Below are 14231 nucleotides of genomic sequence, written 5' to 3'. Positions count from 1 at the left end.
CTCAGCGGCACCTGCCGAATACGATGGCGCGTTGCCGACACCGCGCCGACTGCCGACGCCACGCACAGCGCCGACGTCACGCCACCTGCCAGCAGCACCCCGTACCGCGCCCACCACTCAGGGGACGAGCAGCACCTTGCCCGTCGTGGCCCGGGACTCCAGCGCCTGGTGCGCCTCGCCGGCGTCGGCGAGCGGGTAGGTCGCCCCGATGCGCACGTCCAGGTCGCCCGACGCCGCGGACGACAGCACCTCCGACGTGCGCCACTCCAGCTCCCCGCGCGTGAGGGTGTAGTGCGCGATGGTGGGCCGCGTCAGGAACAGCGAGCCGCCCCGGTTGAGGCGCTGCGGGTCGAACGGCGGCACCTGGCCCGACGACCCGCCGAACAGCACGAGCATGCCGCGGGGGCGCAGCGAGGCGAGCGACGCCTCGAAGGTGGTCCGGCCCACGCCGTCGTACACCACGTGCATGCCCTGGCCGTCGGTCAGCTCGCGCACGAGCGCGGGCAGCTCGGCGGTGATGTCGTCCATCGCGGCGTAGTCGATGGTGTGCGCCGCGCCGGCCGCGGCGGACAGTGCCGCCTTCTCCGGGGTGGAGACCGTGGTCACCACCCGCCCGCCGCGCGCCACGGCGAGCTGGGTCGCCAGCAGGCCCACGCCGCCCGCGCCCGCGTGCAGCAGCACGTCGTGCCCGGGCTGCACCTCGAACGTGGACCGCACCAGGTAGTGCGCGGTGATGCCCTGCAGGGGGAGTGCTGCGGCCGTGGTCAGGTCGAGCCCGGCCGGTACGTGGACGACGCCGGAGGCGTTGACGGCGACGAGCTCCGCGTACGAGCCGGGCCCGTCGTGCCAGGCCACCCGGTCGCCGACGGCGAAACCGGTGACGCCCTCGCCCACCGCCTCCACGGTGCCCGCGCCCTCGGCGCCCACCACGTGCGGGTACTCCATCGGGTACACGCCCGCGCGGCGGTAGGTGTCGATGAAGTTCACGCCCGCGGCCGCGACGCGGAGCAGGAGCTGCCCCGGTCCGGGTGCCGGGTCGGGGAGCTCGGTGTACGACAGGACCTCGGGGCCGCCCGCCTCACGGGCTACGACTGCGCGCATGGGCCGAGCCTACGTCGCGTGCGGCGGGGCCCGAGGGCGGCCCGCCCGGCGTCGTCGGGCACCGGTTTCGCCCCGGCTGCATAACTATGTACACTACCGAATATGTCCAGCAGCCAGCTCATCCGAGTCGCCGTCGCGGGCGCTTCCGGCTACGCGGGCGGAGAGGTCCTGCGCCTCCTCGCGGCCCATCCCTTCGTCGAGATCGGCACGCTCACCGCGCACGCGAGCGCCGGGTCGAGCCTCGGCGAGGTCCAGCCGCACCTGCGCGGCCTCGCGCACCGCATCCTGGAGCCCACCACGCCCGACACGCTCGCCGGCCACGACGTCGTGGTGCTCGGCCTGCCGCACGGCGCGTCGGGCCAGATCGCGGCCCAGCTCCCGGACGACGTCCTGGTCATCGACCTGGGCGCCGACCACCGGCTGGAGTCGGCGAGCGACTGGGAGCAGTTCTACGGTTCGACGCACGCCGGGACCTGGCCGTACGGGATGCCCGAGCTGATCCACGCCGAGGCGCCCGGTGCCGATGTGACCGGCGCCGACCTGAGCAGGGCCGCCCGCCAGCGCGACAAGCTGCCCGGCGCGCGCCGGATCGCCGTGCCCGGCTGCAACGTCACGGCGGTGACGCTGGGCCTGCAGCCCGGTGTCGCTGCGGGCGTGGTCGAGGCCACCGACATCGTGGCCGTGCTGGCCAACGGCTACTCGGGCGCGGGCAAGGCGCTCAAGCCGCACCTCCTGGCGAGCGAGGCGCTCGGTTCGGCCCAGCCGTACGGCGTGGGCGGTACGCACCGGCACATCCCGGAGATCCAGCAGAACCTGCGGGCCGCCGGCGCGCCGGAGGTGGGCATCAGCTTCACGCCCACGCTCGTACCGATGGCTCGCGGCATCCTCGCGACCGCGACCGCCAGGCTGGCGCAGGGCGCGGACCCGGAGCAGGTCCGCGCCGCGTGGGAGGCCGCCTACGCCGACGAACCGTTCGTGCACCTGCTGCCGGAGGGCCAGTGGCCCAGCACGGCGATGACGCTCGGCGCCAACACGGCGCTCGTGCAGGTGGCCGTCGACGCGGCCGCGCGCCGGGTCGTCACGGTCACGGCCATCGACAACCTGGTCAAGGGGACCGCGGGCGCCGCGGTCCAGTCCATGAACCTCGCCCTCGGCCTGCGGGAGACCGCAGGCCTCATCACCGAAGGAGTCGCCCCGTGAGCGTCACCGCGGCACAAGGATTCCGGGCGTCCGGCGTCACCGCCGGCCTCAAGGCCTCCGGCAGGCCGGACCTGGCGCTGGTCGTCAACGACGGTCCCGAGTTCGCCGCCGCCGCGGTGTTCACGAGCAACCGCGTGGTCGGCGCGCCGGTGATGTGGTCGCGCCAGGCGGTGAAGGACGGCGCTGCCCGCGCCGTCGTGCTCAACTCCGGCGGGGCGAACGTGTGCACCGGACCGGGCGGGTTCCAGGACGCGCACGCCACCGCGGAGAAGGTCGCCGGGGAGCTCGGCATCGGCGCGATCGACGTGCTGGTGGCCTCCACCGGCCTGATCGGCGTGCGGCTCGCCGCGGACAAGCTGCTCGCGGGCGTTCCCGTGGCGGTCGGGGAGCTCGCCGCGGACGACGCCGCGGGCCAGGCGGCCGCCACCGCGATCATGACCACCGACACCGTGGCCAAGACGGCGGTGCGCACCGTCGAGACGCCGGCGGGCACCTTCACGGTGGGCGGCATGGCCAAGGGCGCGGGCATGCTCGCCCCCGCCCTGGCGACGATGCTGTGCGTGGTGACCACGGACGCCGTCGTCCCGGCGGCGGACGCGGACGCCGCCCTGCGGGCCGCCACGCGCGTCACCTTCGACCGCGTCGACTCCGACGGCGCCATGTCCACCTCGGACACCGTGGTGCTCATGGCGTCGGGCGCCTCGGGCGTGCCGGCCGACCTGGACGCGCTCACCGAGGCCGTCACCGCGATCTGCGCCGACCTCGCGCGGCAGCTCGTGGCCGACGCCGAGGGCGCGTCCCACGACATCGCGATCACCGTCACGAACGCGACCACCGAGGACGCCGCGCTGGCCGTGGCCCGCGCCGTGAGCCGGTCCAACCTGGTCAAGGCCGCCGTGTTCGGCAACGACCCGAACTGGGGCCGCATCCTGTCCCAGGTCGGCACCGTGCCCGAGGACGTCGCGCCGTTCGACCCGGCCGAGCTCGACGTGAGCGTCAACGGCGTCATGGTCTGCAAGGCCGGCGGCGCCCACGAACCGCCGGAGAAGGTCGACATGGCCGCGGCCCGCGAGGTCACGTTCACCATCGACCTGCACGCCGGCGACGCCGAGATCACGCTGTGGACCAACGACCTGACGCACGACTACGTCCACGAGAACAGCGCGTACAGCACATGAGCAGCGACATCGTGAACGGGCTGCGGCCCGACCAGAAGGCCGAGGTGCTCGTCGAGGCGCTGCCGTGGCTGCAGGAGTTCTCCGGCGCGCTCGTGGTGGTCAAGTACGGCGGCAACGCCATGATCGACGCCGAGCTCAAGGCCGCCTTCGCGCAGGACATGGTGTTCCTGCGGCAGGTGGGGCTGCGGCCCGTCGTCGTGCACGGCGGGGGACCGCAGATCAACGCCATGCTCGACCGGCTCGGCATCGAGTCGGAGTTCAAGGGCGGCCTGCGCGTCACCACGCCGGAGGCCATGGAGATCGTCCGCATGGTCCTGACCGGCCAGGTCAGCCGGGAGCTGGTGGGCCTGATCAACGCCCACGGCCCCGTCGCCGTGGGCCTGTCGGGGGAGGACGGTGGCCTGCTCGGTGCCCAGCGCCGGCACGCGATCGTCGAGGGCGTGCCCGTCGACGTCGGCCTCGTGGGCGACGTCGTCCAGGTGGACCCGCGCGCCGTGGAGGACCTGCTGGAGGCCGGGCGCATCCCCGTGGTCTCCACGATCGCGCCCGACAAGGACGACCCGACCCAGGTGCTCAACGTCAACGCGGACACCGCGGCGTCGGCGCTCGCGGTGGCGCTCGGCGCCAAGAAGCTCATCGTGCTGACCGACGTCGAGGGCCTCTACACGAACTGGCCCGACAAGGGCTCGCTCGTCGAGCGGATCACGGCGCCCGAGCTGGCCGAGCTGCTGCCCACCCTCCAGGCGGGGATGGTGCCCAAGATGGAGGCGTGCCTGCGCGCCGTCGAGGGCGGCGTGGGCGCCGCGACGGTCATCGACGGACGGCAGCCGCACAGCGCGCTGCTGGAGGTCTTCACGACGCGGGGCAACGGCACGATGGTGGTCGCGGGGCCCGCACCGGCCGAGGACGCCGAGGCCTTCGAGGCCCAGGAAGGAACGGACGCATGAGCACGGTGATCCCGGCCGACGAGAGCGCGGCCCTGACGGCCGACGGCTCCGTCGCAGCGTGGACCCAGCGGTACTCGGGCGCGGTGATGGACACGTTCGGCCCGCCGCAGCGCGTGCTGGTGCGCGGCGAGGGCGCCTACGTCTGGGACGCCGACGGCAAGCGCTACCTCGACCTGCTCGCGGGCATCGCGGTGAACGCGCTGGGCCACGCGCACCCGACGCTGACGGCGGCGATCAGCGCCCAGCTCGGCACGCTCGGGCACGTCTCCAACTTCTTCGGCACCCCGGCCCAGATCGCGCTCGCCGAGACGCTGCTGCGCGTGGCCGAGGCGCCGGAGGGCTCGCGCGTGTTCCTCACCAACTCGGGCACCGAGGCGGTCGAGGCGGCGTTCAAGATGACGCGCCGGGTCGCGACGTCGTCGGGCGTGGGTTCCCGCACGCGCGTGCTCGCCCTGGAGGGCGGGTTCCACGGCCGGTCGATGGGCGCGCTCGCGCTGACCGCGAAGGCCGCGTACCGCGAGCCGTTCGAGCCGCTCCCGGGCGGCGTCGAGCACCTGCCGTTCGGCGACCTCGCCGCCCTGGAGGCCGCGTTCACGCCGCAGTCCGTCGCCGAGCACGGCGAGGTCGCGGCGCTGGTGGTCGAGCCCGTGCAGGGCGAGGCCGGCGTGCGGCCCCTGCCGCCGGGCTACCTCGCTGCTGCCCGCCGCCTGACCCGGGCGCACGGCGCGCTGCTCGTGCTGGACGAGGTCCAGACGGGCGTCGGCCGGTGCGGTTCGTGGTTCGCCTACCAGCAGCCGGAGATCGGCGGCGGCATCGTGCCCGACGTCGTCACGGTCGCCAAGGGCCTCGGCGGCGGCTTCCCCGTCGGCGCGGTCATCGCGTACGGCGACGCGGCCCGCCTGCTGGGCCGCGGCCAGCACGGCAGCACGTTCGGCGGCAACCCCGTGGCGTCGGCCGCGGCGCTCGCGACGCTCGGTGTGATCGAGCGCGACGGCCTGCTGACCAACGTGCGCGAGGTCGGGGCCCTGCTGCGCCAGGAGATCGAGATGTGCGGCAGCCCGCTCGTCAAGGAGGTCCGCGGCCGCGGGCTGCTGCTCGCCGTCGTGCTCAACGAGCCGGTGGCACCCCAGGTGGCCACCGCCGCCCTGGAGGCCGGACTGATCGTCAACGCGGTGGCGCCGGACGCGATCCGGCTCGCCCCGCCGCTCATCCTGACCGCGGAGCAGGCCACGGAGGCCGCCCGCTTCTTCGCTTCCCTTCCGGAGGATCTCGCATGACCCGCCACTTCCTGCGCGACGACGACCTGACGCCCGCCGAGCAGAAGGCCGTCCTGGAGCTCGGCCTCGCCCTGCGCGCCGACCGGTACGCCAGACGCCCGCTGGAGGGTCCGCGCGCCGTCGCGTTCATCACCGACAAGCCGACGCTGCGCACCCAGGTGTCGTTCGCGGCCGGGATCGCCGAGCTCGGCGGGTTCCCGCTCGTGGTGGACGGCCGGCTCGCCCAGATCGGCGTGCGCGAGTCCGTCGTGGACACCACGCGCGTGCTCGACCGGCAGGTGTCCGCGATCGCGTGGCGCACGTTCGGCCAGGACCGCATCGAGGAGATGGCGTCCGTCTCGCGCGTGCCGGTGGTCAACGCCCTCACCGACGACTTCCACCCCTGCCAGATCCTCGCGGACCTGCTCACGGTGGCGCAGCACCGGGGGCTGGACAGCCTGCCCGGCACCACGTTCGCCTACGTGGGCGACGCCGCGAACAACATGGGCAACTCCTACCTGCTGGGCGGCGCGACGGCCGGCCTGCACGTGCGGATCGCCGGCCCGGAGGGCTACCTGCCCGACGCCGCCGTGGTCGCCCGGGCGGCCGAGATCGCCGCGACCACGGGCGGCTCGGTGACCGTGACGACGTCGGCCAAGGAGGCCGTGGCCGGGGCGGACGTCGTGGCCACCGACACCTGGGTGTCGATGGGCGACGAGGCCGAGGCCGAGGAGCGGGCCAAGCCGTTCTGGGACTACCAGGTGAACGCGGAGCTGCTCGCGGGCGCCGCCCCGGACGCGCTCGTGCTGCACTGCCTGCCGGCCTACCGCGGCAAGGAGATCACCGCCGACGTCATCGACGGGCCGCGGTCCGTGGTCTTCGACGAGGCCGAGAACCGCCTGCACGCGCAGAAGGCGCTGCTGGCCTGGCTGCTGGAGCAGGGCTGATGGTCACCCGGCAGCCGGCGACGACGGCGACCACAGCGACCACGAAGGCGGCCCGGCACGCCCGGATCACCGCGATCGTCACGCGCAACGCGATCCACTCGCAGGCCGAGCTGGCCGATGCCCTGGCGGCCGACGGCGTGAGCGTCACGCAGGGCACGCTGTCGCGCGACCTGATCGAGCTGCAGGCCGAGAAGGTGCGCGGCTCGGACGGCACGCTCGTCTACGCGGTCCCCGGCGAGGGCGGGGACCGCAGCGCCCAGTCCGACGCGAGCGAGGAGTACCTGTCCGCGCGGCTGGCCCGGCTCGCCAAGGAGCTGCTGGTCTCGGCCGAGTCGTCGGGCAACCTCGTGGTGCTCCGCACCCCGCCGGGGGCGGCCAACCTGCTGGCCTCGGCCATCGACCACTCCGTCTTCCCCGGGATGCTGGGGACCATCGCGGGGGACGACACGATCCTCGTGATCGCGCGCGACGCCGACGGTGCCGCACTCGCCCATCGCTTCCTCGCGCTCAGCGCCTGAGAACCCACAAGAATTGCACCTGAACACCACCACCGGAAAGAGAACGTCAATCATGACTGAACGCGTCGTGCTCGCCTACTCGGGCGGCCTGGACACCTCCGTCGCCATCGGCTGGATCGCCGAGGCCACCGGGGCCGAGGTGGTCGCCGTGGCCGTCGACGTCGGCCAGGGCGGCGAGGACATGAACGTCATCCGCCAGCGCGCGCTGGACTGCGGCGCCGTCGAGGCGTACGTCGCCGACGCGCGCGACGAGTTCGCCGCCGAGTACTGCATGCCCGCGCTGCGGGCCAACGGCATGTACCTCGACCGCTACCCGCTGGTCTCCGCCATCTCGCGCCCCGTGATCGTCAAGCACATGGTGCGCGCCGCACGCGAGTTCGGCGCCTCGACCGTGGCCCACGGCTGCACCGGCAAGGGCAACGACCAGGTCCGCTTCGAGGTGGCCACCACGTCGCTCGCGCCCGACCTCAAGTCGATCGCCCCGGTGCGCGACCTCGCGCTGACCCGCGAGAAGGCCATCGACTACGCGGAGAAGCACGACCTGCCGATCGCGACCACCAAGAAGAACCCGTTCTCGATCGACCAGAACGTGTGGGGCCGCGCCGTCGAGACGGGCTTCCTCGAGGACATCTGGAACGAGCCAACCAAGGACGTCTACTCCTACACGGACGACCCGACGTTCCCGCCGGTGGCCGACGAGGTCATCCTCACCTTCGAGCAGGGCATCCCCGTGGCGATCGACGGCGTGCCCGTCACCCCGCTGCAGGCCATCCAGGAGATGAACCGCCGCGCGGGCGCCCAGGGTGTCGGCCGCATCGACATCGTCGAGGACCGGCTCGTGGGCATCAAGTCCCGCGAGATCTACGAGGCCCCCGGTGCGATCGCGCTGATCGCGGCCCACCAGGAGCTGGAGAACGTCACGCTCGAGCGCGAGCAGGCCCGGTTCAAGCGCCAGGTCGAGCAGCGCTGGAGCGAGCTGGTCTACGACGGCATGTGGTTCTCGCCGCTGAAGAAGTCGCTGGACGTCTTCGTGGACGACACCCAGAAGTACGTCTCGGGCGACATCCGCATGGTGCTGCACGGCGGCCGCGCCACCGTGACCGGGCGCCGCTCGGAGCAGTCGCTGTACGACTTCAACCTCGCCACCTACGACGAGGGCGACGCGTTCGACCAGTCGCAGGCCCGCGGCTTCATCGAGATCTACGGCCTCACCGCCAAGCTCGCCGCCGCGCGCGACGAGAAGTTCGGCAACGGCGTGGACCTCGGTTCCCAGGCGAACCTGACGGCGGGCGCGCTGTGAGCGAGCGCGACGGCAAGGACGTCTCCGCCCGGCCGTCGGCGACGGTGGGGGAACACACCGGACCGAAGGTCGCCCTCTGGGGCGGCCGGTTCGCCGGCGGGCCGTCGCCGGAGCTGTCCGCGCTGTCGCAGTCGACGCACTTCGACTGGCGGCTCGCGCAGTACGACATCGCCGGGTCGCGGGCGCACGCCCGCGCCCTGGCGACCGCGGGCCTGCTCACCGAGCCGGAGCTCGCGCGCATGATCGACGCGCTGGACGTGCTGGAGCAGGACGTCGTCTCGGGTGCCTTCCTGCCGGTGCTCGACGACGAGGACGTGCACACCGCGCTGGAGCGCGGCCTGCTGGAGCGCGCCGGGGACGAGCTGGGCGGCAAGCTGCGCGCCGGCCGGTCCCGCAACGACCAGATCGCCACGCTGGTGCGGCTGTACCTGCGCGACCAGGCCCGCACCGTGGGCACGCAGGTGCTCGACCTCGTGGACGAGCTCATCGTCCAGGCGGCCGCGGCCGGGAACGCCCCCATGCCGGGGCGCACCCACCTGCAGCACGCCCAGCCGGTCCTGCTGGCGCACCACCTCCTGGCGCACGCGTGGCCGCTGCTGCGCGACGTGGACCGGTTCCTCGACTGGGACGTGCGCGCATCGAAGTCGCCCTACGGGTCCGGCGCGCTCGCGGGATCCTCGCTGGGCCTGGACCCGGCGGCCGTGGCCGCCGACCTGGGCCTGGAGGGCGGGCCGGTCGAGAACTCGATCGACGGCACGGCCTCGCGCGACGTGGCGGCCGAGTTCGCCTTCGTCGCCGCGATGATCGCGGTGGACCTGTCGCGGATCGCGGAGGAGGTCATCCTCTGGAACACCAAGGAGTTCGGGTTCGTCCGGCTGGACGACGCGTACTCCACGGGCTCGTCGATCATGCCGCAGAAGAAGAACCCGGACATCGCCGAGCTCGCGCGCGGCAAGGCCGGGCGCGTGATCGGTGACCTCACCGGCCTGCTCACCACGCTCAAGGGCCTGCCGCTCGCGTACAACCGCGACCTGCAGGAGGACAAGGAGCCGGTGTTCGACCAGGTGGCGACGCTCACGGCGGTGCTGCCCGCGTTCACGGGCATGGTGCGCACCATGGTGTTCGACACCGACCGCATGGCCGAGCTCGCGCCGCAGGGCTTCTCGCTCGCGACCGACATCGCCGAGTGGCTCGTCAAGCAGGGCGTGCCGTTCCGGGTGGCGCACGAGGTCGCGGGCTCCTGCGTGCAGGAGTGCGAGGCGCGCGGCATCGAGCTGTGGGACCTGTCCGACGAGGACCTGGCCAAGATCTCGGAGCACCTCACCCCCGAGGTGCGCTCCGTGCTGTCCGTCGAGGGCTCGCTCGCCTCGCGCGACAACGTGGGCGGCACCGCCCCGGCGCGGGTCGCGGAGCAGATCGAGGCGGCCAAGGAGCGGGCCACGGAGTTCCGCTTCTGGGCCCAGCCGGAGTCCTGACGACGCCGGTCCCGCGCCGGCGCGGGTCGTCTACCCAGCGATCGTGCCCGGATCTCACGTGGATTCCGGGCACAATCGCTGGGTAGACCTTTTCCGAGGGGAGTGGGATGACCGTCACGCCAGGGGTGCTGGGTGAGGTGCTGGGCCGGATCCGGGTGGTCGACGCGCGTCTGGTGTGCGTCGACGGGCCCGCCGGGTCGGGCAAGACGACGCTGGCCGCGCAGCTCGGGGACGCGCTGGAGGCCCCGGTGATCCACATGGACGATCTCTACGAGGGCTGGGCGGCCGGCCCCGACGGCGGCGCCGAGAACCTGCGCCGCTGGGTCCTGGACCCGCTGGCCGCGGGGGAGCAGGTGCGCTACCGGCGTTACGACTGGGTCGAGGGCGACTGGGCCGAGTGGCACGACGTCCCGCCGTCGGCCCACCTGGTGGTGGAGGGCTGCGGCGCGGGCGCGCGCCAGGTGGACGCCCTGGGCGCGTTCCGCATCTGGGTCCAGGCCGACGACGCCGAGCGGCTGCGCCGCGGCCTGGCGCGCGACGGCGAGGAGGCGCGCGAGCACTGGCTGCGCTGGATGGCCGACGAGGCCGAGCACTACGCGCGCGAGCGCACCCGCGAGCGGGCCGACCTCCACGTGGACGGCGTCGGCGCGCTGATCTGATGGAGCGGACGACCCAGGAGCGAACCCGAGTGACGCACCCATGACCGTGCCGGCCCGCCCGTTCTTCGACCGGCCCGTGGTCGACGTCGCGCGCGACCTGCTCGGCGCCACCCTGACCCGCCGCACCGCCGACGGCGCTGTCACGCTGCGGATCACCGAGGTCGAGGCCTACGACGGGACGAACGACCCCGGCTCCCACGCCTTCCGCGGCCCGAGCCGGCGCAACGAGACGATGTTCGGCGAGCCCGGGCGGCTCTACGTGTACCGGCACCTGGGCCTGCACTACTGCGCCAACGTGGTCTGCGGCCCGGACGGAACGGCGTCCGCGGTGCTGCTGCGGGCCGGCGAGGTGACAGGTCCCGGGCCCGACGGCGTCGCACTGGCGACGACAAGGCGCCTCGCCTCCGGCGTCGTGCGCGCCGAGCGCGACCTGGCGCGCGGCCCCGCCCGCCTCACGGTCGCGCTCGGCCTCGACCTGGCCGACGACGGCGCCGACGTCACCGACCCGGAGGGTGCGGTGGTGCTGGAGGTGCCCGAGGCGCCGTCGGGCAGCGTGCTGTCCGGGCCGCGCGTGGGCGTGAGCGGCGACGGCGGCCGCGCCGACCTGTACCCGTGGCGCTTCTGGCTCGACGGCGAGCCGACGGTGTCGGTCTACCGCCCAGCGACGAAACGCCCCGCCGCGAACCGGCCCACGACGCAACGCCCCGCGCGAACCTAGTTCTCCTATGCCTAGTGCTGCTAGGGTAGGCATCCCTAGCAGCACTAGGCATAGGAGTGCAGGTGCACATCGACAAGGATCTGGTCGCGGCGTCCGCCACGCCGCTCGTCCTCGGCATCCTGGCCGACGGCGAGTCGTACGGCTACGCGATCCTCAAGCGCGTCAACGAGCTCTCCGGCGGCCGCATGGAGTGGACCGACGGCATGCTCTACCCCCTGCTCCACCGGCTGGAGCGCCTGGAGTACGTCAAGGCCACGTGGGGCACGTCCGACGTCGGGCGGCGGCGCAAGCACTACGCGATCACCGCGTCGGGCAAGGAGGCGCTCGCGGAGCGCCGTCAGCAGTGGGCGGTCGTCTCCGACGCCCTCAAGCAGGTCTGGCAGGACGTCCAGCCAGGCCCCGCCGTCGCGGAGGGGTGGGCCTGATGAGCGAACAGAACGCGAACGACGCCGGTCCCGCCCAGCAGACGGAGCCCGCCGAGCACGTCGTGCTCGAGGAGCAGATCGACCTGTGGCGCGGCTACGTCCAGCGCCGTCGGGCGATCTCGGCGGCCGACGTCGACGAGATGGAGGACCACCTGCGCGGCCAGGTCAGCGACCTGACCGCGAGCGGGCTGGAGGACGAGGAGGCCTTCCTCGTGGCGGTCAAGCGCATGGGCAACCTCGACGAGGTGTCCCGCGAGTTCGCTCGCGAGCACTCCGACCGGCTCTGGAAGCAGCTCGTGCTGGTCCCCGAGGAGCCGGGCGACGGCGGACGCTGGCGCGAGCTGGCCGTCGTCCTGGCCCTCGCGGTCGGCGCGGGGATCGTGCTCAAGGTCCTGCTCGCCGCCACGACCGGCAACGAGCTGGTGCTCGTGCGGAACGCCGTCTTCGCCGTCCTGCCCTTCCTGGCGGGCTATTTCGTGTGGAAGCGGCACGTCCCGTGGCGGGTGAGCGCCCTGCTGGTCGCGGTCACGACGGCGCTGGCGCTCGTGGTCAACCTCTACCCGTTCGAGCCGGGGGAGTTCGACGCACCCGGCATGACCGAGTTCCTCGCGATCACCCACACGCCCGTGGTGCTCTGGCTGCTCCTGGGTGTCGTGTACGCGGGCGGGGCGTGGCGGTCGAGCGCGCGCCGCATGGACTTCGTCCGGTTCACCGGCGAGCTCATCATCTACCTCGCGCTCATCGCGCTCGGCGGCGGGCTGCTCATCGGGCTCACCTTCGGCTCGCTCAGCCTGGTCGGAGTGGACTTCGAGCCCTTCCTCGGCGACTGGCTCCTGCCGTTCGCCCTGCCCGGCGCGCTCCTGGTCGGCGCGTGGCTGGTGGAGGCCAAGAAGAACGTCGTCGAGAACATCGCCCCGGTGCTGACCCGGGTGTTCACGCCCCTGACGATCGTCATGCTCGTCGCGATCTTCGTGGTGCTGCTCGTCAACGGACCGCTCACCGCGGTGGACCGGGACCTGCTCATCCTCATGGACGCGATCCTCGTGCTGGTCCTGTTCCTGCTGCTGTACTCGATCTCGGCACGTGACCCGCTCGCGCCGCCCGGGATCTTCGACTGGCTGCAGCTCGTCCTGGTCGGGGCGGCGCTCGCGGTGGACGCCGTGGCGCTGACCGCGATGCTCACCCGCATCGCCGAGTTCGGCTTCACCGCCAACAAGGTCGCGGCGCTCGGGCTCAACCTCGTGCTGCTGGTCCACCTCGCGTGGGCGGCGTGGCTGGCGACCGGATTCGTCCGCGGGCAGCGCGCCTTCGGCGCGATCGAGCGCTGGCAGACGCAGTACCTGCCGGTCTACGCCGTCTGGGCCGCGATCGTGGTGGTGACGTTCGGCCCGATCTTCGGCTTCGCCTGACCACCCTTCGTTGAGTGCTGGATCTTCGCCCTTTTTCGTGTGCCAGAAGGGCGAAGATCCAGCACTCAACGGGTTACGCCGGGTAGGTCTCGCGCAGCACCTTCGCGAGGTGGCGGACGATCTCGCGGGGGCCCGACTTCGCCGTGCCCCGCTCGACGTCGCTGTTGTAGTTCGTGTTGGTGTTCACGTCGTACGTCAGCACCCGGCCGTCGGCCGTCCGGATGTTCTCGATGCCGGCCACCTCGATGCCGTGCCGTTCGGTGAACGCGAGGTACCTGTCCACGACCGGGTCGTCGTAGCCCTCGCGCTCGGAGAACAGGCCCCAGTCGTCGTCGGGCGCCATGGAGATGGTCGCGCCGACCGGCGGGATCGGGCGGCCCGTCTCCGGGTCGATGACGCACGCGTCGGCGGGGCAGAGCTGGAACCCGCCGCGCTCGGTGTCACCGCGGACGGCGTACACCATCTCGCCGCCCACGATCTCGACGCGCGTGATGCCGCCGTCGGCCGCCACGACGTACTCCTGGATCAGCGTGATGCCGTCCACGGGCTCCTCGTACTCGTCGGACCCGACGTAGTCGGCGAGGTCCTCGAACGAGTCGAACTTGCGCACGCCCAGGCCCTTGCCGCCCTGGTTGTGCTTGGTGACGAACGGCGTGGGGAAGCCCTGCGCCGCCTTGAGCACCTGGTCGCGCCCGACGGCGGCCACGGTGCGCGGCGTGTCGATCCCCGCGGCGCGCAGGGCGGTGAGCTGGTCCACCTTGCTGACCTCGAGCTCCAGCACACGGCGGCCGTTGACCGTGCGGCGTCCGTACGCCTCCAGCCAGGACAGCACCGCGCGCGAGTAGTCCTTGGTCAGGCCGTGGTCGCGCGTGTGGCTGCTCGCCGAGATGCGCGACCAGAAGATGCCCTCGGGCGGCGCCTCGTCCAGGTCCAGGACGCCGTCGGTCAGCACCCACTCGACGTAGTCGACGCCCTCGGCCGCGAAGGCCTCGGCGAACGGGGGGAACCACTCGGGGTTCTCGTGCAGGGCATAGATCTTCGGGGCGCTCACAGGAACCTTCCGCACGCGTGGCTGACGGCTATGGGACCCAGCAATAC

At 72.9% G+C, this 14231-nt stretch carries 14 protein-coding genes; 12 read left to right on the top strand and 2 right to left on the bottom strand.

Annotation, left to right across the window (positions count from 1 at the left end):
- Positions 1-117 precede the first annotated feature (117 nt).
- Positions 118-1101 (bottom strand): quinone oxidoreductase, encoded by a 984-nt coding sequence (locus AB0I29_RS19075; protein WP_357484373.1) that lies wholly within the window; start codon positions 1099-1101, stop codon positions 118-120.
- A gap of 102 nt (positions 1102-1203) precedes the next feature.
- Here AB0I29_RS19075 and AB0I29_RS19070 point away from each other — a divergent pair, with 102 nt between their 5' ends.
- The 12 genes from AB0I29_RS19070 to AB0I29_RS19015 all read left to right on the top strand — a co-directional run bounded on the left by AB0I29_RS19070 (position 1204) and on the right by AB0I29_RS19015 (position 13133).
- The gene (locus tag AB0I29_RS19070; RefSeq protein ID WP_285101637.1) at positions 1204-2301 is read left to right on the top strand and encodes an NAGSA dehydrogenase family protein; all 1098 of its coding nucleotides are present in this window, start codon (positions 1204-1206) and stop codon (positions 2299-2301) included.
- A complete protein-coding gene (gene argJ, locus AB0I29_RS19065; protein ID WP_357484369.1) occupies positions 2298-3479 on the top strand; it encodes a bifunctional glutamate N-acetyltransferase/amino-acid acetyltransferase ArgJ in 1182 nt (393 codons plus the stop codon). The genes AB0I29_RS19070 and argJ overlap by 4 nt, the downstream gene beginning before the upstream one ends.
- A complete protein-coding gene (gene argB / locus AB0I29_RS19060) occupies positions 3476-4426 on the top strand; it encodes an acetylglutamate kinase (protein ID WP_285101639.1) in 951 nt (316 codons plus the stop codon). The genes argJ and argB overlap by 4 nt, the downstream gene beginning before the upstream one ends.
- Complete coding sequence (locus tag AB0I29_RS19055; RefSeq protein ID WP_357484366.1) at positions 4423-5703, top strand: acetylornithine transaminase; 1281 nt, start codon at positions 4423-4425, stop codon at positions 5701-5703. The genes argB and AB0I29_RS19055 overlap by 4 nt, the downstream gene beginning before the upstream one ends.
- Positions 5700-6629, top strand: coding sequence for an ornithine carbamoyltransferase (gene argF / locus AB0I29_RS19050; protein WP_357484363.1), 930 nt, complete (start codon positions 5700-5702; stop codon positions 6627-6629). Before AB0I29_RS19055 ends, argF begins: the two co-directional genes overlap by 4 nt.
- Positions 6629-7147, top strand: coding sequence for an arginine repressor (locus AB0I29_RS19045; protein ID WP_357484360.1), 519 nt, complete (start codon positions 6629-6631; stop codon positions 7145-7147). Before argF ends, AB0I29_RS19045 begins: the two co-directional genes overlap by 1 nt.
- A 52-nt stretch (positions 7148-7199) precedes the next feature.
- Positions 7200-8447: an argininosuccinate synthase gene (locus AB0I29_RS19040; protein WP_285101643.1), complete on the top strand. Its 1248-nt coding sequence runs from the start codon at positions 7200-7202 to the stop codon at positions 8445-8447.
- Positions 8448-8491: 44 nt separating this feature from the next.
- Entirely contained in the window at positions 8492-9922 is a 1431-nt protein-coding gene (gene argH, locus AB0I29_RS19035) for an argininosuccinate lyase (RefSeq protein WP_357484644.1), read from the top strand.
- A gap of 107 nt (positions 9923-10029) precedes the next feature.
- Positions 10030-10581, top strand: coding sequence for an AAA family ATPase (locus AB0I29_RS19030; RefSeq protein WP_285101644.1), 552 nt, complete (start codon positions 10030-10032; stop codon positions 10579-10581).
- A 40-nt stretch (positions 10582-10621) separates the two neighbouring features.
- Positions 10622-11299, top strand: coding sequence for a DNA-3-methyladenine glycosylase (locus tag AB0I29_RS19025; RefSeq protein ID WP_357484357.1), 678 nt, complete (start codon positions 10622-10624; stop codon positions 11297-11299).
- A 62-nt stretch (positions 11300-11361) separates the two neighbouring features.
- Positions 11362-11724: a helix-turn-helix transcriptional regulator gene (locus AB0I29_RS19020; protein ID WP_020016599.1), complete on the top strand. Its 363-nt coding sequence runs from the start codon at positions 11362-11364 to the stop codon at positions 11722-11724.
- Entirely contained in the window at positions 11724-13133 is a 1410-nt protein-coding gene (locus AB0I29_RS19015) for a permease prefix domain 1-containing protein (protein ID WP_357484353.1), read from the top strand. The genes AB0I29_RS19020 and AB0I29_RS19015 overlap by 1 nt, the downstream gene beginning before the upstream one ends.
- Before the next feature lie 73 nt (positions 13134-13206).
- On the opposite strand, the gene AB0I29_RS19010 is transcribed toward AB0I29_RS19015, so the two are convergent.
- Positions 13207-14184 (bottom strand): alpha-L-glutamate ligase, encoded by a 978-nt coding sequence (locus AB0I29_RS19010; protein ID WP_357484350.1) that lies wholly within the window; start codon positions 14182-14184, stop codon positions 13207-13209.
- Between the last annotated feature and the right edge of the window lie 47 nt (positions 14185-14231).

This window comes from Promicromonospora sp. NPDC050262, assembly GCF_040655935.1.
GTDB lineage: Bacteria > Actinomycetota > Actinomycetes > Actinomycetales > Cellulomonadaceae > Promicromonospora.
This window is presented reverse-complemented; position numbering and strand designations above follow the sequence as displayed.

Coding starts and splice junctions, on each gene's coding strand:
- AB0I29_RS19015 (WP_357484353.1), top strand. CDS start 11,724: ATGAGCGAACAGAACGCGAACGACGCCGGTCCCGCCCAGCAGACGGAG.
- AB0I29_RS19055 (WP_357484366.1), top strand. CDS start 4,423: ATGAGCACGGTGATCCCGGCCGACGAGAGCGCGGCCCTGACGGCCGAC.
- argB (WP_285101639.1), top strand. CDS start 3,476: ATGAGCAGCGACATCGTGAACGGGCTGCGGCCCGACCAGAAGGCCGAG.
- argF (WP_357484363.1), top strand. CDS start 5,700: ATGACCCGCCACTTCCTGCGCGACGACGACCTGACGCCCGCCGAGCAG.
- AB0I29_RS19075 (WP_357484373.1), bottom strand. CDS start 1,101: ATGCGCGCAGTCGTAGCCCGTGAGGCGGGCGGCCCCGAGGTCCTGTCG.
- AB0I29_RS19025 (WP_357484357.1), top strand. CDS start 10,622: ATGACCGTGCCGGCCCGCCCGTTCTTCGACCGGCCCGTGGTCGACGTC.
- AB0I29_RS19040 (WP_285101643.1), top strand. CDS start 7,200: ATGACTGAACGCGTCGTGCTCGCCTACTCGGGCGGCCTGGACACCTCC.
- AB0I29_RS19030 (WP_285101644.1), top strand. CDS start 10,030: ATGACCGTCACGCCAGGGGTGCTGGGTGAGGTGCTGGGCCGGATCCGG.
- AB0I29_RS19070 (WP_285101637.1), top strand. CDS start 1,204: ATGTCCAGCAGCCAGCTCATCCGAGTCGCCGTCGCGGGCGCTTCCGGC.
- AB0I29_RS19045 (WP_357484360.1), top strand. CDS start 6,629: ATGGTCACCCGGCAGCCGGCGACGACGGCGACCACAGCGACCACGAAG.